A 14,096-nucleotide genomic window follows, 5' to 3' on the forward strand; every position below is an offset into this window, starting at 1 on the left:
CCGTTCGGACTCGCGTAGGCCACGAGCTTCGCGCTTCGTGTGGATTAAAATAGCTTTATACGTGGATGAACTTAATCGCTGCTCGAAGCCACGAGCTTCGCGCTACGTGTGGATTAAAATGACGATGATGTTATCTTTGTCGTAGGTGACGACTCGCCACGAGCTTCGCGCTTCGTGTGGATTAAAATTTGGCTAAAACAGGCGGGCACTGTGCGTATTGCGCCACGAGCTTCGCGCTTCGTGTGGATTAAAATGCCTCGTCCCATTCGCTTTGCATGTCGGTCGGCGTCACGAGCTTCGCGCTTCGTGTGGATTAAAATCTGTAATGGGCAAGCAAGGCGCGGAATGGAAGCTGGTCACGAGCTTCGCGCTTCGTGTGGATTAAAATTCACGTGCCAGGTGGCCCGCCTCACGTGCCTCGTGTCACGAGCTTCGCGCTTCGTGTGGATTAAAATCGCATTGCGGAAGCCACGACGCGCTTGCCGAGTACGTCACGAGCTTCGCGCTTCGTGTGGATTAAAATCCCTGCACATCGAATGCGGTACCAGGTGCGATAAACGTCACGAGCTTCGCGCTTCGTGTGGATTAAAATTCTTTGCCGAAGTCTCCTTTGTGTTCGCGCAGAGTCACGAGCTTCGCGCTTCGTGTGGATTAAAATACATATCCCTATGGCGACGTGATCCATCTGCGGCGGCCACGAGCTTCGCGCTTCGTGTGGATTAAAATATAGCCGCCGCCTTTTACTGCCGCCGCGCCAAACGCCACGAGCTTCGCGCTTCGTGTGGATTAAAATGAAAGATGACCCTGCATCTTTAAACGGCAGCGCCCGCCACGAGCTTCGCGCTTCGTGTGGATTAAAATTTGATACGCTGCGGCTCGGATTATATCCCTTCGGTCACGAGCTTCGCGCTTCGTGTGGATTAAAATGTTTATGGACGGATTTGCGGAAGATGGCGTGACGGTCACGAGCTTCACGCTTCGTGTGGATTAAAATCGCAATGCCTTATCAAGCCCCTGAACCTGCGCATGTCACGAGCTTCACGCTTCGTGTGGATTAAAATTCGACGATAACGCCCTTGTTGTTTACGCGGCAGGCCACGAGCTTCGCGCTTTGTGTGGATTAAAATAGTTTCTGTCTTAGCGCTTCGTGTGGATTTAAAAATGTAGGAGTATTCTGTAATGTATCCTACGAAGCTCTAAATAATAGCAATCATCGCGTTTTAGTGACTTAAAATTATAGGATGTGGAGTTATTTTTCATAATTGTTACGCTATTAGGCGTCCCATCTTTGTCCTGTCGGGCAGAGGGGCGTCCTTTATTGTGTGTGCGGCTTCAATAAAGGCCGTCATCGACTCCGTCATATATTTATTTTTGTGGTGGACGAGAGAAAAGGTCCGGTCCCATTCGCCGTCGGCGCAGCAAATCGCGCGGATATTTCCGGCGTCGAGGTGGGGGATCAGCAGGCGGACGGAGGCGACGCCGATGCAGCCCTCTTCCCGCACGGCCCGCAGCGTCGAGTCAAAGCAGGCCACCTCCCATTTTATCCTGAGCTTTCTCTTCTGTTCGGTGATGAAATTCTCGAATATCTCACGCGTTCCGCTGCCATGTTCGCGCATTACGAAGCTTTCACGGCAGAGTTCGTCAAGGCTGATATATTTTTTTACGGCGAGGCGGTGCTCCGTGGCGCAGAAGAGGGTCACATAATCGTCCATTAGGTGAGAGCAGACGATGTCAGGGTTCCGTATTTTACCCTCGACCACCGCGACATCCAGCTCGGAGCGCAGCAGCATCTCCTCTATCGTCTGCGTATTGTTGACATAACTGTAGATATCGGTGTCTGGCCGCGCAGCGGAAAAATTTCTGACGAGGCCGGGCATAACGCACATTCCCACGGTGACGGAGGAGCCGATGCGGAGCGTGTCGCGGCGCACGGCGGGGGACATGTTGTATTCGAGGTTTTCGTAGGCGTTTACCACCTCTTTCGCGTATCCCAGGAGCCGCTTACCCTCCTCTGTAATATGGAGTTTTTTTGAGAGCCGTTCAAAGAGCTTGACTGAATAGTATTCTTCCAGCTCCCTGATGATCTGGCTCACGGTCGGCTGCGATAGATGATGAGCGTGCGCGGCGGCACTCATCTTGCCGCTCTCCGCTACGGAGATGAATATTCTCAGATGGTGCAGTGTCATGGCGACCCCTCCGAATATAGGTTTTACCTATGAGTTAGATTATATTTTATTATTATTAATAATCGAAAGATAGTCCTATAATAAGCGGCAGCAAATAAATAATTCCAAAGGGCGTGAAATTGTGAAAATTCTTGTGATCGGCGGCGTAGCGGCGGGCACAAAGGTAGCGGCGAAACTCAAAAGAGAGAACCGCGGCGCTGAGGTGCGGATACTGGCTAAGGATAAAGATATCTCTTACGCGGGCTGCGGCCTGCCTTATTATGTCGGCGGCGTCATTGCCGACAAAGGGGCACTTATCGTCAATACCCCGAAAAAGTTCTCCGCGCTTACAGGAGCCGACGTTCTCACCGGCAAAGAAGCCGTTTCGCTTGACAGGACGGCTAAGACGGTGACTGTCGTCGATACCGAGACGAAAGAGCGCGAGATGTATTCCTATGATAAACTGGTCATCGCGACCGGCGCGAGCGCGGTGGCGCCACGTCTGCCCGGAATCGAGCTTAAAAACGTCTTTTTTATGAGAAAACCTGAGGACGCCGTCGCTCTGCGCGCGGCGATCGAGTCGGGCGAGGTCAAGCGCGTTGTTGTAGCTGGCGGCGGCTTCATCGGCCTTGAGGTCGCGGAGAACCTCTCCGCGACGGATGTCAAGGTCTCGGTCATTGATATGGCCAGCCAGATACTCCCGGGTTTTGACCCTGAGGTTGCCGCCTATGTTGAGAGACACCTTGCCGACCGCGGCATCGTCTGCTTCACGGGGACCAAGCTTGAGGGAATCCTCGGCGATGAAAGAGTGGAGAAGATCAAGACCGACAGGCGCGCGATCAAAGCGGACGCGGTTGTGCTCTCGCTTGGGATTCGGCCTAACACCGCATTTCTCGCCGGCAGTGGTATAGAACTTACCTCCGGCGGGACGATTAAGGTCGACGGGCAGATGCGGACCAACGATCCCGACGTCTACGCCGTCGGCGACTGCGTTACGGTGACGAACCGTATAACCGGCGCGCCCGCCTGGTCGCCAATGGGTTCTTCGGCCAATATCGAGGGCCGTCTCGCCGCGAGGGTGCTCGCGGGTGAACAGCCTACCTATCCCGGCGTTCTCGGCACCGGCGTCTGCATGCTGCCTGAGCTCAACGTTGGGCGGACCGGACTCACCGAGGCGGCGGCTCGGGATGCCGGCTATGACGTCGCGGCGGTGACGGCGGTCGTTGACGACAAGGCTCACTACTATCCCGGCGCCTCCAACTTCATCGTTAAAATGATCGCGGATAGGAAGAGCGGTAAATTTCTCGGCTTGCAGGTGCTTGGCAAGGGCGCGGTGGACAAGATGGTCGACATCGCCGTAGTCGCGCTGACAATGGGGGCAACGCTGCACGATCTTGAGAACATGGACCTCGCCTATGCGCCGCCATTCTCAACGGCGATACATCCCTTCGCGCATACTCTCAATGTCCTTCTCAACAAGATCAGCGGCGAGATGGATTCCATTACCCCGACGGAGTATATGGAGGGGAAAGCGGCGGAATATAAAATAATCGATGTTTCGATAAATCCAACGCTGGAGGGTGTGCCCTATATCGACATCACTAAGATAAACGGAACGCTGCCGGAATACGGAACGGACGAAAAGCTGCTTCTTGTCTGCGCGAAGGGCAAACGGGCCTACATGACGCAAAACAGAATGAAATTTTATGGCTATAATAACACTAAGGTGCTCGAGGCTGGGCACACGTTCAATGAGATAGAGACGGAAGAGTAATAAATTAAGAGTTTTAAGGGAGAGAAATCAGTTATGGTAAACGGTTCTGTTACGCCGGAGGAAGAAAAATCGGTAAAGGCGCTTGGCTTTCTGAGAAACAAGGGGACGAACAACTTCTCGGGGCGGATTATCACGGTGAACGGCAAGATAAGCGCCGACCAGATGATCTGCCTGTCGGAGGCGGCTAAGCTCCACGGAAACGGCGTTGTTATGATGACGACGCGCCTCACTATCGAATGTCAGGGTATACCATTCGATAAGATAGAGGACTTCCGCGCTTACATCGCTAAGGCGGGGCTCACGACGGGAGGCACCGGCTCCAAGGTACGCCCTGTCGTCTCCTGCAAGGGGACGACATGCCAGTATGGCCTTATCGATACCTTTGAACTCTCGGAGGAGATCCACGAGCGCTTCTACAACGGCTACAGGTCGGTAAAACTGCCGCATAAGTTCAAGATCGCCGTCGGAGGCTGTCCGAATAACTGCGTCAAGCCGGACCTTAACGACGTCGGTATCATTGGTCAGCTGATCCCTAACTTCGACGAGGACAGCTGCAGCGGCTGTAAAAAGTGCGCCGTCGAAAAATTCTGTCCGGTAGGCGCGGCTAAGATGAAAGACGACCTGCTGGAGATAGATGAAGAAAAATGCAACAACTGCGGGCGCTGCATCGGCGTGTGCAACTTTGACGCCATCGCAGATGGGACGCTGGGCTACAAGATATATATTGGCGGCAGATGGGGAAAGTCCACCGCCGTCGGCAGGCCCCTTAGTAAAATCTTCACCGATAAGGAAGAGGCTCTCGCGGCGATCGAACGGGCAATCCTTTTATTCCGCGAACAGGGAAAGACGGGAGAGCGCTTTGCCTCCACCATTTCACGCCTCGGTTTTGAGTACGTCGAAAAAGAGCTGCTAGATGGTGACATCCTCGAGAGAAAAAATGATATCCTCGAAGCCAATCTCCATACGGTAGGCGGAGCCACCTGCTAGAAGATATTTTCCCGATATTAACATAACGAACGCGGCTGACATCGAACTTGTCAGCCGCGTTTTGTCTTTGAGACATGCTTATCGCTAGGCGGGGCCGCCCTATCAGCAAGGGAAAAAATAAACCCGGCTCCAATCAGAAGTCGGGGTTTTTGTCGGTGGTGGGCCCATCAGGAATCGAACCTGAAACCATCCGGTTATGAGCCGGGAGCTCTAACCAATTGAGCTATGGGCCCCAATGTAATGGTACAGCAACTAATCTATCGTTATCGCCGATACCGGGCAACTGTCAGCTGCCTCTTTTGCCAGAGAACTGACCTCCTGGTCGATGACCATGCACTTGCCCTCGTCTTCGTCCAGTTTGAAATTCTGTGGACAGAGCTCAGAGCACACGCCACAGCCGATGCAATCATCAAGGTTCACTTTAATACCCATGGCGGGTCACCTCCCTTCCACGAGGTAAGATTCTACGACATTTTTGGTGATACGTCAAACACTTTTTTATAAACGGCTCCGCGCCGCTCCTATTCTTTGCCGGGGGTGACTACGAGACGGTTCTGTCCCTCCGCGTTGTGTTTTAGTGTCAGCAGCGAGTGGTAGTTGGGCACGGATTTTTCTTTTGGTTCGTCGTAGGCGATGAAGACGCCGATGCCAGCAACCTCTGCATCGAACTGCTTGGCCATGAGGAGCATGCCGGAGGCGGTGCTGCCGCCGCGCATGAAGTCGTCGACGATGAGGACGCGGCAGCCGCGCCGCATCTGGCGCGTGCCGATGTACATGGTCTTTACATCTCCGCTCGCGGTGGGGTAGTGTACGCCGACGGCGGCGCCGTCGCTGGGACGGTTGCGGAAGCGGCAGACGGCGAGAGGCACGCCAAGAGCATAGGCGGCGAACATCGCGATGGGGATGCCCTTGACCTCTGAGGTCATGACAACGTCGGGCTCGGCGTCGGTGAAGAGCGAGGCCATGCAGTAGCCGAGAGATAGCGCCGTCTCCGGATTAAATATCAGATCGCTGTAGTAAATCAGCCCTCCTGGGAGGTTTCTCTCCGGATCGGTCAGCTTTTCCGCGATTTCGGAGAGCAGCGTCTGACGGTATTCCGGGGTGCATATGGGCACGAAGCGCGCGCCGCCGCTGCGTCCGCGGTCGACCTGCATCTGCCCAAAGCCCTCCGCTCCCATCGCCGAGTTGATTACCTCCACATCGTCGCTGATTACGGTCTTTGAGACGTTAAATTTGCTTGCAAGATCTGTCAGGGAGATGAGCTTTGACGGACAGAGCATGAATTTCGCCGCTAACCTGACCAGCCTTTCTGTTCTTTGACCCCTCATGATAATCACTCCAAATAAAATGTTTTTAAAATCCAGTTTTCGTTGCCGTATATTTTTTCAGCGTTGCGTGCTGCTTCATGGCTGTCATAGAGGCCGAAGAAGGCGCTGCCGCTGCCGCATAGGCCCCAGCCGCAGGCTCCCGTCGCCGAGGCGATCTCCTCCGCGATGCCGTACTCACGGTGTTCCGCCGCAAGAACGGGAAAGAAGTCGTTGGGCAGTCTGCCGACGCGGAGCCTGTTGTTCAGTTTTTCCAGGTACTCGGCGGCCTCTTTCGCGATCTCTTCGTCTGTCGGCGCATGATAGCAGCCGGAGTCATCGCGCATAGCGTCAAGCTTCGCGTAGGCCTCTTTGGTGTTCGACGCCCATTTGGGAAAGGCCAGTATCCAGCCGAGCTTTGGCGCCTCTCCCGCCGGAGTCAGCCGCTCTCCTACGCCGCGCGCCTCGGCGATCTCACTGTCTGACGCGAGGAAGGCAACATCCGCGCCGAGCTTTCCAATCTGTTCCGCCGTTATTTTCAAGGCAAAATTTTCCTTAAGCCACTTCAGCAGGGCGGCGGCGTTACCGCTTCCCGCCCCGATTCCGCTGCCGGCAGGGAAAAATTTCTCAAGTCTTATTTTTAGGGGAGGGATACCCGCCATATATTTTCTTGCCGACAGTAGAGCCTTAGTTACAAGATTTTCTCCCATTATCGGCATGCCCTCTACTTTCAGAGAATCTCCCATAATTTCATCGCAATTTGCCTGAATTGTCAACCTCTCTATCGCCTTTTTTTGCCAAAATAGGGAGTATATTTCATGATATCCGTCACTGCGTCGGGATAGTATTCGTAATATGAGGTTTATTTTGATGGGGGAGTCTATTATGCTTCGCACTTTTATCCTCCTGCTTGTATACTAAAACGCCCCGGCTCATCTGCCGGGGCGTAGTCAGTCAAAGAACTTCTAAAAGAGATTTTCTCCACTGGGTTCCAGCTGCAATTCAACTTCTCTTGTAAGGAGATCTGTGTAGCTGAATGAGATCGTGCTCTGCTGAGATTCTATGAACACCGTAAAAAGACTCGGATATGTCTCTTTTATTATCCCTGTGCGCTCCTCAATTTTGCGCCTGCCGTTGGCCGCGCGGTATGAGATTTTGGACCCTTTGTGGAGAGACACTATCTCACGAATTGATTCTAAAGTATACGCCATTACACAACACCTCCACAAGTCGTCAGATGATTGTACATCAAAATTGACGAGTTTGCAATACAATCTATGCAATAGGGGTGCAATTACCGTATTTTATGCAAACATTTATTTCTTTATTAAAATGCGCTTGTCTCCGACCCTTCTGGTGACGCCCTTGCTGTCAAAGTATTCAAGCAGCGGCAGCGCGTATTTTCTGCTGCTGCCGGTGGCGTCCCGCACGGCTGCGAGCGTAATGTCGCCGGAAATATTTGTTAACTTTTCTTTAAAATCAGCTTCAATTTCAGGGAAGAGGAGGAAGGCGCCCGTTATCAGCGCCAGCTCTTTTTTCTCTTTGAGGTAGGCGATGATGCGTTTCATTTCTTCCGCGGTGAGGCTCAAAGCGGCCTGCGCCTCCTCAATGCTCGGCATGGAGTAGCCAAGTTGGAGGGTGTATTTTTTGAGGGCCGCGACGTTGGCGGAGAAGAGTTCTTCGTCAAATGGTTCAAAGTCGGCGAGCCGCGCCCGGTCGTCGGCAAATTTTACTATTCCCTGTTTTTCAAATAGGGAGAGCAGTTCCCTGGTAAATTTAGTATCCTGCAAGTCGAGAACCTTGGCGCACTCTTCCGCCGGCATTCCCTTTCTCTCAGGGTGTTCTCCGTGGAATAGGGCGAGGGCTTTCGTTAGCGTTTCTCCAAGTTCCTTTATCTTTCTTTTTGAGAGCAGGACGGCCTCGCCGCCGCGGATCACGCCGACCTCGGCCCGCGCCTCAAAGGGCGAGACGGCGCGCATGAGCTCGACGAGGCTGACCTCGTTCATCCTTGCGGCGTCCGCGGCGGTTATGATCCCCCTGTAGTTTATCAGCGCGAGCAGACGCTCTTTAAGCGGCGGCTCTTCGGAGAGTTTATCGAGGTATTCCAGCAGGGCGGCCTTCATCTGTCTGTTTTTTGGGCGTTCTCCCGCCGGCATCAGTATCCTTCCGCCGGCCACCGTCACCAGCGGGCTGTAGGTCCTCAGGATGAAGCAGCTGTCCACCGAGGCGACCACGTGGTCTTCCGTTATCAGCTGCGCCGCGGAGCTCTCTCCCGGCAGCACCTGTTCTCGGTCGAGAAGCGAGACGCGGGCCACGGTATCGGTGGTCCCCACGTGCAGCCGAAGACGCTGCCAGTGTTTGAGCGGCTCCGCACCCGGCAGGAGCCTGACGCTGACGTCGAGGCATTTAGAGGCGGTGAAGCAGTCTTTAGCGGTTACGACGTCCCCGCGTTTTACGTCGTCCAGCGATATGCCAGCGAGGTTGGCCGCGACGCGCTGGCCTGCCGTAGCGGTGGAGACCGACGCTCCGTGCACCTGTATGGAGCGAACCTTCGAGAGGATGCCGCGCGGCATGACCTCGACCTCGTCGCCCTCATGTATCTCGCCGTTGATCGCCGTGCCGGTGACGACGGTGCCAAAGCCGGAGATGTGAAAGGCCCTGTCCACCGGCAGGAAGAAGGCTCCCTTACGGCTCTTGGCGCCGGCCTTTTCCGTCATCTGCTGCAGAGCTCTTTTGAGTTCCTCAATACCCTTACCAGTGAAGGCCGAGACGGGGATGACGGGTTTGTCCGAGAGGAAGGTGCCTGCTAACAGCGACTTCGCGTCGTCGACCGCCATTTCTAGCATCTCTTCGTCGACAAGGTCTATCTTGTTTATCACCGTCAGGCCGTTTTTGATGCCGAGCAGCGAAAGGATGGCAAGATGTTCGCGCGTCTGCGGCATTACGCCGTCGTCCGCGGCGATGACGAGCATCACCGCGTCGACGCCCGCCGCGCCGGCGACCATTTGGCGGATGAATTTTTCGTGTCCCGGCACGTCGACGATGCTTATCGTCTGCCCCGAGGGCAGGGTAAAGGGGGCGAATCCGAGCTCGATCGTCATGCCGCGTTTCTTTTCCTCGACGAGACGGTCGCAGTCGATGTCAGTCAGGCGCTTGACGAGCGTCGTCTTTCCATGGTCTATATGTCCGGCGGTGCCGATTACAAAGGGATATTCGTTGTTTGCCATTTTAGTATGTACGCTCCGCCGGCATGCGCAGTATTTCGTCGAGTGCGCCGATTATGCGCCTGTCGTCGCCCTCGCGCATGGTACGCAGATGGAAGAGGACTTTGTCCTCCGCGGCGCCGGTGATCACGGGGAAACTTCCGCGCCGCAGCTTTTCCGCGAGTTTGCCCGCGCTTCCCATCTCGGGCAGGCGCAGCGCTACGGCGTATCCCGCGAGCACCGATTGGGGGAAGGTGCCGCCGCCTACGGTATCGTTCACGGGTACTACCTCAATCGTCAGCCGCTGTATCCTCGTGCCTTTGAAGTATGTTTTGAGTCTGCGGCTGAATCTCTTTGCCTCTTCGAGCAGCTCCTCTTTTGTCTTGAATATCATGTCGATCGTCGGTATGGCGCGGACGTCGCCGCACAGATAGAGGCGCAGCGTCGCCTCGCAGGCGGCGAGCGTCATCTTGTCGACGCGCAGCGCACGCAGCAGCTGATGAGATTTGAGCTTTTCTATCAGCTCTTTCTTGCCGACGATCGCCCCTATCTGCGGCCCGCCGAGCAGTTTATCGCCCGAGAAGGTGACGATGTCGCAGCCAGCGCGGAGTGAATCCGCAACGGTGGGGTCGTTTTCGCTTGAGAGCCCGGCGGCGGAGGTGTCGATCAGCATGCCGCTGCCGAGGTCCTCCATGAATATGAGCCCGCGGGAGTGGGCTAGCGCCGCGAGTTCTTCACGCGGCACCGCGTAATGGAATCCCGTGATGCGGTAGTTTGAGGGGTGTATCTTGAGGAGCATCGCGCACTCTCCGGTGACCGCCTCCTCATAGTCTTTAAGGTGTGTACGGTTCGTCGTGCCGACCTCGACCATTTTTGTGCCGGAGAGGGCCATGATGTCAGGAATACGGAATGAGCCGCCGATCTCTACTAGCTCGCCGCGCGAGACGATGGATTCTTTGTCCTTTGCGAGCGCCGAGAGGGCGAGGATCACCGCCGCCGCGTTATTGTTGACGACTAGCGCCGCCTCGGCGCCGGTTAGGCGGCAGAGCAGCCATTCGACATGGTTGTTGCGGTGGCCGCGCGCGCCCTCTTCCAGGGAATATTCAAGAGTATTATATGAACCGGCGATGTCGAGGACCTCGCTCACCGCCTCTTTGGCGAGCAGCGAGCGGCCGAGGTTCGTGTGGATGACGACGCCGGTAGCGTTGACGACGCGGCGCAGGCTGGGGGTCGATTTTTTTGCCAGCAGCCGACGGGCGTCGCTTTCTATGGATTCAAAGTCAAAGGCCGTGTCCGGGTCTTTCAATATTTTTGCGCGCTGCGAGGCTAGCAGCCCCGTCAGCAGCAGCTTTACCGTCTCGCGGCCGAGCTTTTCCTCATAGGCCGCTACCCATGGCAGAGCCAGCAGCTTATCCATGGAGGGGATGTTTCTCATTATCTTCTGAATGTTTGCGTCCAAGGGAAGTCCTCCCTGTTATTTTATTATTTATATTGGCACCGACTCTATAATTGTATATGAAAATCCGGGAAAAGTTATACCAATTCCGCCCAAATTAGGTTTGCAACTCTCATGCCCTTTTTCGTTAACCTGATTCCCCGCTCGTCGTCTTCGTAGAGATCTCTTGGAAATTTTTGCAGCGACGCGCTCAGGGAGTCAAGCGCCTGCCGCCCGTACCGTTCGGCGAACTCCCTCCTGTCAAGGCCACTGGTCATTCTCAGCGCAAGCACCGCCGCTTCGCGGGCGCTGCGCTCAAAGGGCAGTTGTTCGCTCTCCGCGACCGGCAGCTCACCATCTGCCAGTGCCGCCGCCCAGCGCCGCAGGCTGCCGAAGTTCTTGTAGCGCAGCCCTGCCAGGTAACCGGCGGCTCCCGGCCCCGCGCCGAGGTATTCGCCCTCGCGCCAGTAATTGATATTATGGCGGCTCTCGCGTCCCTGCCTCGCGAAGTTGGCGACCTCATACTGGCGGTAGCCTTTGCGCGGCAGATACCACTGCGCCCAGCGGTAGGCGGCGTAGCCGTCTCCGAGGGTGTCCTTATCGAGCGAGGCCCACGGCGTGCCCTCTTCCAGCGACAGTTGGTAGAGCGAAATATGGCTGAGGCCGCAGCGCACCGCCTCCCGCAGTGTGCGTCCCCAGTTGGCGAAGCTCTGGTGCGGCAGCCCGAAGATGAAGTCCGCGCTCACAGAGAATCCCGCGGCGAGAGCCGCCGAGACCGCGCCGTACGCCTGGCGTGCGCTGTGGAGCCTTCCCATCTGCGAGAGCTCAACGTCGTCAAAGCTCTGTACGCCGATGCTGACGCGCGTCACACGCCAGTCACGCCAGGTGAGCAGGTGTTCCGCCGCGAGAGAATTGGGATTCGCCTCCACGGTGACCTCCGCCTCCGGCATGAAGTCAAAGTATCTCTCGACGAGCTTTGTGAGCGAAAGCCACTGCGGTCCGCTGAGCACCGTCGGGGTGCCGCCGCCGAAGTAGCAGGTCGCAAGCCGCGGTCGTCCCGCCGCCGCGAGACGGAGCGCGAATTCGCGTTCCAGCATCTCCAGCCAGAGATCTGCATCACCCTCGCGCGGCACGGCGCTCTCAAAGGCGCAGTAGTTGCACTTGCGCTCGCAGAAGGGTACGTGTATATAAAGAGAGGAGAACGGCATCTTTCGCTGAAAATAGGCGCGGAGCCGCCCTATTTGTCCTCCGCCTTGGTGACGTCCATGAAGGCGAGGAAGGCCTCCTGCGGTATTGAGACGCGTCCCACCTGTTTCATGCGCTTCTTTCCCTCTTTTTGTTTTTCTAGCAGTTTGCGTTTGCGGGTGATGTCGCCGCCGTAGCATTTCGCGAGGACGTCCTTGCGCACAGCTTTGATATTCATGCGGACGATGACCTTTTTACCGACCGCCGCCTGTACCGGCACCTCGAACAGCTGACGCGGGATCAGCTCTTTTAGCTTGCCCACCACGGCGTGTCCGCGGTGATAGGCCTGATCGGCGTGGCAGATGAAGGAGAATGCATCTACCGGCTCCTCCTGAAGCAGCACGTCAACCTTGACGAGATTCGCTGCGCGGAAGCCGGTATGGTCATAGTCCAGCGAGGCATAACCGCGTGTGCAGGACTTGAGGCGGTCGTGGAAGTCGAGGATGAATTCCGCGAGCGGCATGTCGTAGGTGAGGCGCACACGCTCCGGCGTGATGTAATCCATCGCCACATAGGTGCCGCGCTTGTCCTGGCAGAGCTGCATCGCCGCGCCGACGAACTGTTCCGGCATGAAGATCGAAAGTTTTATATAGGGCTCGCGTATCTCCTCGATGCGGACGGGGTCCGGAAAATCGGAGGGGCGGTGCGCCTCGATGATCGAGCCGTCCGTCTGTACGATCTGGTAGACGACGTTCGGCGCGGTCGCCACGAGGTCGACGCCGAACTCGCGGTTCAGCCGTTCTTTAGCGATCTCCATGTGCAGCAGCCCGAGGAAGCCGCAGCGGAAGCCGAAGCCGAGGGCTGCGGAGTTTTCCGGCTCGAAGCTGATCGCCGAATCGTTTATCTGTAATTTTTCCAGCGCCTCGCGGAGTTGGTTGATGTCCTCGCGCTCCACGGGGTAGAAGCCGCAGAATACGACGGGCTTGACCTTTTTGTATCCCGCGAGCGGCGCGGCGGCGGGCTTCGCGCTGTCGGTTATAGTGTCGCCCACGTGCGCCTCGTCGATGGTTTTGATGCTTGCGCAGATGAAGCCGACCTCTCCCGGGCCGAGCCGTTCTACCTTCACCATGTCTGGCTTGAATACGCCGACCTCGTCGATCTGGTAATCGCGCCCTGTCGCCATGAAGCGGACGTTTTTCCCCGCCTCCAGCGTGCCGTTCATCACGCGCACATAGCAGATGACGCCCTTATAGTTGTCGTAGACGGAGTCGAAGATCAGCGCCTGCAGCGGAGCGCCGGCCTCGCCGGAGGGCGGCGGCACGTCGCGCACGATCCGTTCCAGCAGCTCGGGGATACCCTCGCCGGTCTTGGCGGAGACTGGAATCGCGTCGTCGGCGTTGATTCCGATGATCTCTTCCAGCTCGCGCTTCACCTGTTCGGGGTGGGCCGAAGGCAGGTCTATCTTGTTTAGTATCGGTACCAGCTCAAGGTCAAGGTCCGTGGCAAGGTAGCTGTTGGCCACCGTCTGGGCCTCCACGCCCTGCGCCGCGTCGACCACCAGTATCGCCCCCTCGCAGGCCGCGAGAGAGCGTGATACCTCGTAGGAGAAGTCGACGTGTCCCGGCGTATCGATAAGATTCATAATATATTCGCCGCCGTCCTGCGCCCTGTATTTCATTCGCACGGGAACGGACTTTATCGTAATGCCGCGTTCGCGTTCGATGTCGAGCCTGTCAAGCAGCTGCGCCTTCATGTTGCGTTTTTCTATCGTGCCCGTCGCCTCGAGCAGCCGGTCCGAAAGCGTGGACTTCCCGTGGTCGACGTGGGCGATGATGCTGAAGTTCCTGATATTTTCCAATTTCATTCGCGTAAATTCACTCCCTCAAATTCACACTGTATTTTATCCGATAATGGCGGTGCAGGGCAATGTATAATTTTCTCAACATAGATGTTAAAATACAAAGGCGGCCTCAGGGAGCCGCCGATTAAGCGTGCCGCCGAGAGTCGAGCCGTGTTCTGCCGCGAAGATAAGGGATTTTTTCT

At 56.3% G+C, this 14,096-nt stretch carries 11 protein-coding genes, 1 tRNA gene and 1 CRISPR repeat array (1 of these 13 only partly in view); of the genes, 2 read left to right on the forward strand and 10 right to left on the reverse strand.

What is annotated here, in order from left to right; translation table 11 throughout:
• Positions 1 to 1,127: a CRISPR direct-repeat array (repeat unit 33 nt; unit sequence GCCACGAGCTTCGCGCTTCGTGTGGATTAAAAT) (it extends 521 nt beyond the left edge of the window).
• 138 nt (positions 1,128 to 1,265) lie between these two features.
• Positions 1,266 to 2,186, reverse strand: a complete 921-nt coding sequence (locus tag BED41_RS06055; protein WP_066744081.1) for a LysR family transcriptional regulator — start codon at positions 2,184 to 2,186, stop codon at positions 1,266 to 1,268.
• Between the two features lie 121 nt (positions 2,187 to 2,307).
• On the opposite strand from BED41_RS06055, the gene BED41_RS06060 reads away from it, so the two are divergent.
• Together BED41_RS06060 and BED41_RS06065 are read left to right on the forward strand one after the other, a co-directional pair.
• A complete protein-coding gene (locus BED41_RS06060) occupies positions 2,308 to 3,939 on the forward strand; it encodes an FAD-dependent oxidoreductase (RefSeq protein WP_066744083.1) in 1,632 nt (543 codons plus the stop codon).
• Between the two features lie 33 nt (positions 3,940 to 3,972).
• Complete coding sequence (locus BED41_RS06065) at positions 3,973 to 4,926, forward strand: ferredoxin-like domain-containing protein (protein WP_066744084.1); 954 nt, start codon at positions 3,973 to 3,975, stop codon at positions 4,924 to 4,926.
• A gap of 156 nt (positions 4,927 to 5,082) precedes the next feature.
• Here BED41_RS06065 and BED41_RS06070 read toward each other — a convergent pair.
• The 9 genes from BED41_RS06070 to lepA all read right to left on the reverse strand — a co-directional run bounded on the left by BED41_RS06070 (position 5,083) and on the right by lepA (position 13,917).
• Positions 5,083 to 5,159 (reverse strand) — tRNA-Ile (locus BED41_RS06070).
• Between the two features lie 19 nt (positions 5,160 to 5,178).
• Entirely contained in the window at positions 5,179 to 5,358 is a 180-nt protein-coding gene (locus BED41_RS06075) for a ferredoxin (protein ID WP_066744086.1), read from the reverse strand.
• Between the two features lie 89 nt (positions 5,359 to 5,447).
• Positions 5,448 to 6,254, reverse strand: a complete 807-nt coding sequence (locus tag BED41_RS06080; protein WP_066744088.1) for a phosphoribosyltransferase family protein — start codon at positions 6,252 to 6,254, stop codon at positions 5,448 to 5,450.
• Positions 6,255 to 6,259: 5 nt separating this feature from the next.
• Complete coding sequence (locus tag BED41_RS06085; RefSeq protein ID WP_168160238.1) at positions 6,260 to 7,006, reverse strand: GHMP family kinase ATP-binding protein; 747 nt, start codon at positions 7,004 to 7,006, stop codon at positions 6,260 to 6,262.
• Between the two features lie 189 nt (positions 7,007 to 7,195).
• A complete protein-coding gene (locus tag BED41_RS06090) occupies positions 7,196 to 7,441 on the reverse strand; it encodes a Veg family protein (RefSeq protein ID WP_066744090.1) in 246 nt (81 codons plus the stop codon).
• A gap of 105 nt (positions 7,442 to 7,546) precedes the next feature.
• Complete coding sequence (gene selB / locus BED41_RS06095; RefSeq protein WP_066744091.1) at positions 7,547 to 9,457, reverse strand: selenocysteine-specific translation elongation factor; 1,911 nt, start codon at positions 9,455 to 9,457, stop codon at positions 7,547 to 7,549.
• 1 nt (position 9,458) lies between these two features.
• Positions 9,459 to 10,892 (reverse strand): L-seryl-tRNA(Sec) selenium transferase, encoded by a 1,434-nt coding sequence (gene selA, locus BED41_RS06100; protein WP_084002283.1) that lies wholly within the window; start codon positions 10,890 to 10,892, stop codon positions 9,459 to 9,461.
• A gap of 74 nt (positions 10,893 to 10,966) precedes the next feature.
• Positions 10,967 to 12,076, reverse strand: coding sequence for a radical SAM family heme chaperone HemW (gene hemW / locus BED41_RS06105; protein WP_066744093.1), 1,110 nt, complete (start codon positions 12,074 to 12,076; stop codon positions 10,967 to 10,969).
• 29 nt (positions 12,077 to 12,105) lie between these two features.
• Positions 12,106 to 13,917, reverse strand: a complete 1,812-nt coding sequence (gene lepA / locus BED41_RS06110) for a translation elongation factor 4 (RefSeq protein ID WP_066744095.1) — start codon at positions 13,915 to 13,917, stop codon at positions 12,106 to 12,108.
• Between the last annotated feature and the right edge of the window lie 179 nt (positions 13,918 to 14,096).

The organism is Cloacibacillus porcorum, from assembly GCF_001701045.1.
GTDB classification, from domain to species: Bacteria; Synergistota; Synergistia; order Synergistales; family Synergistaceae; genus Cloacibacillus; species Cloacibacillus porcorum.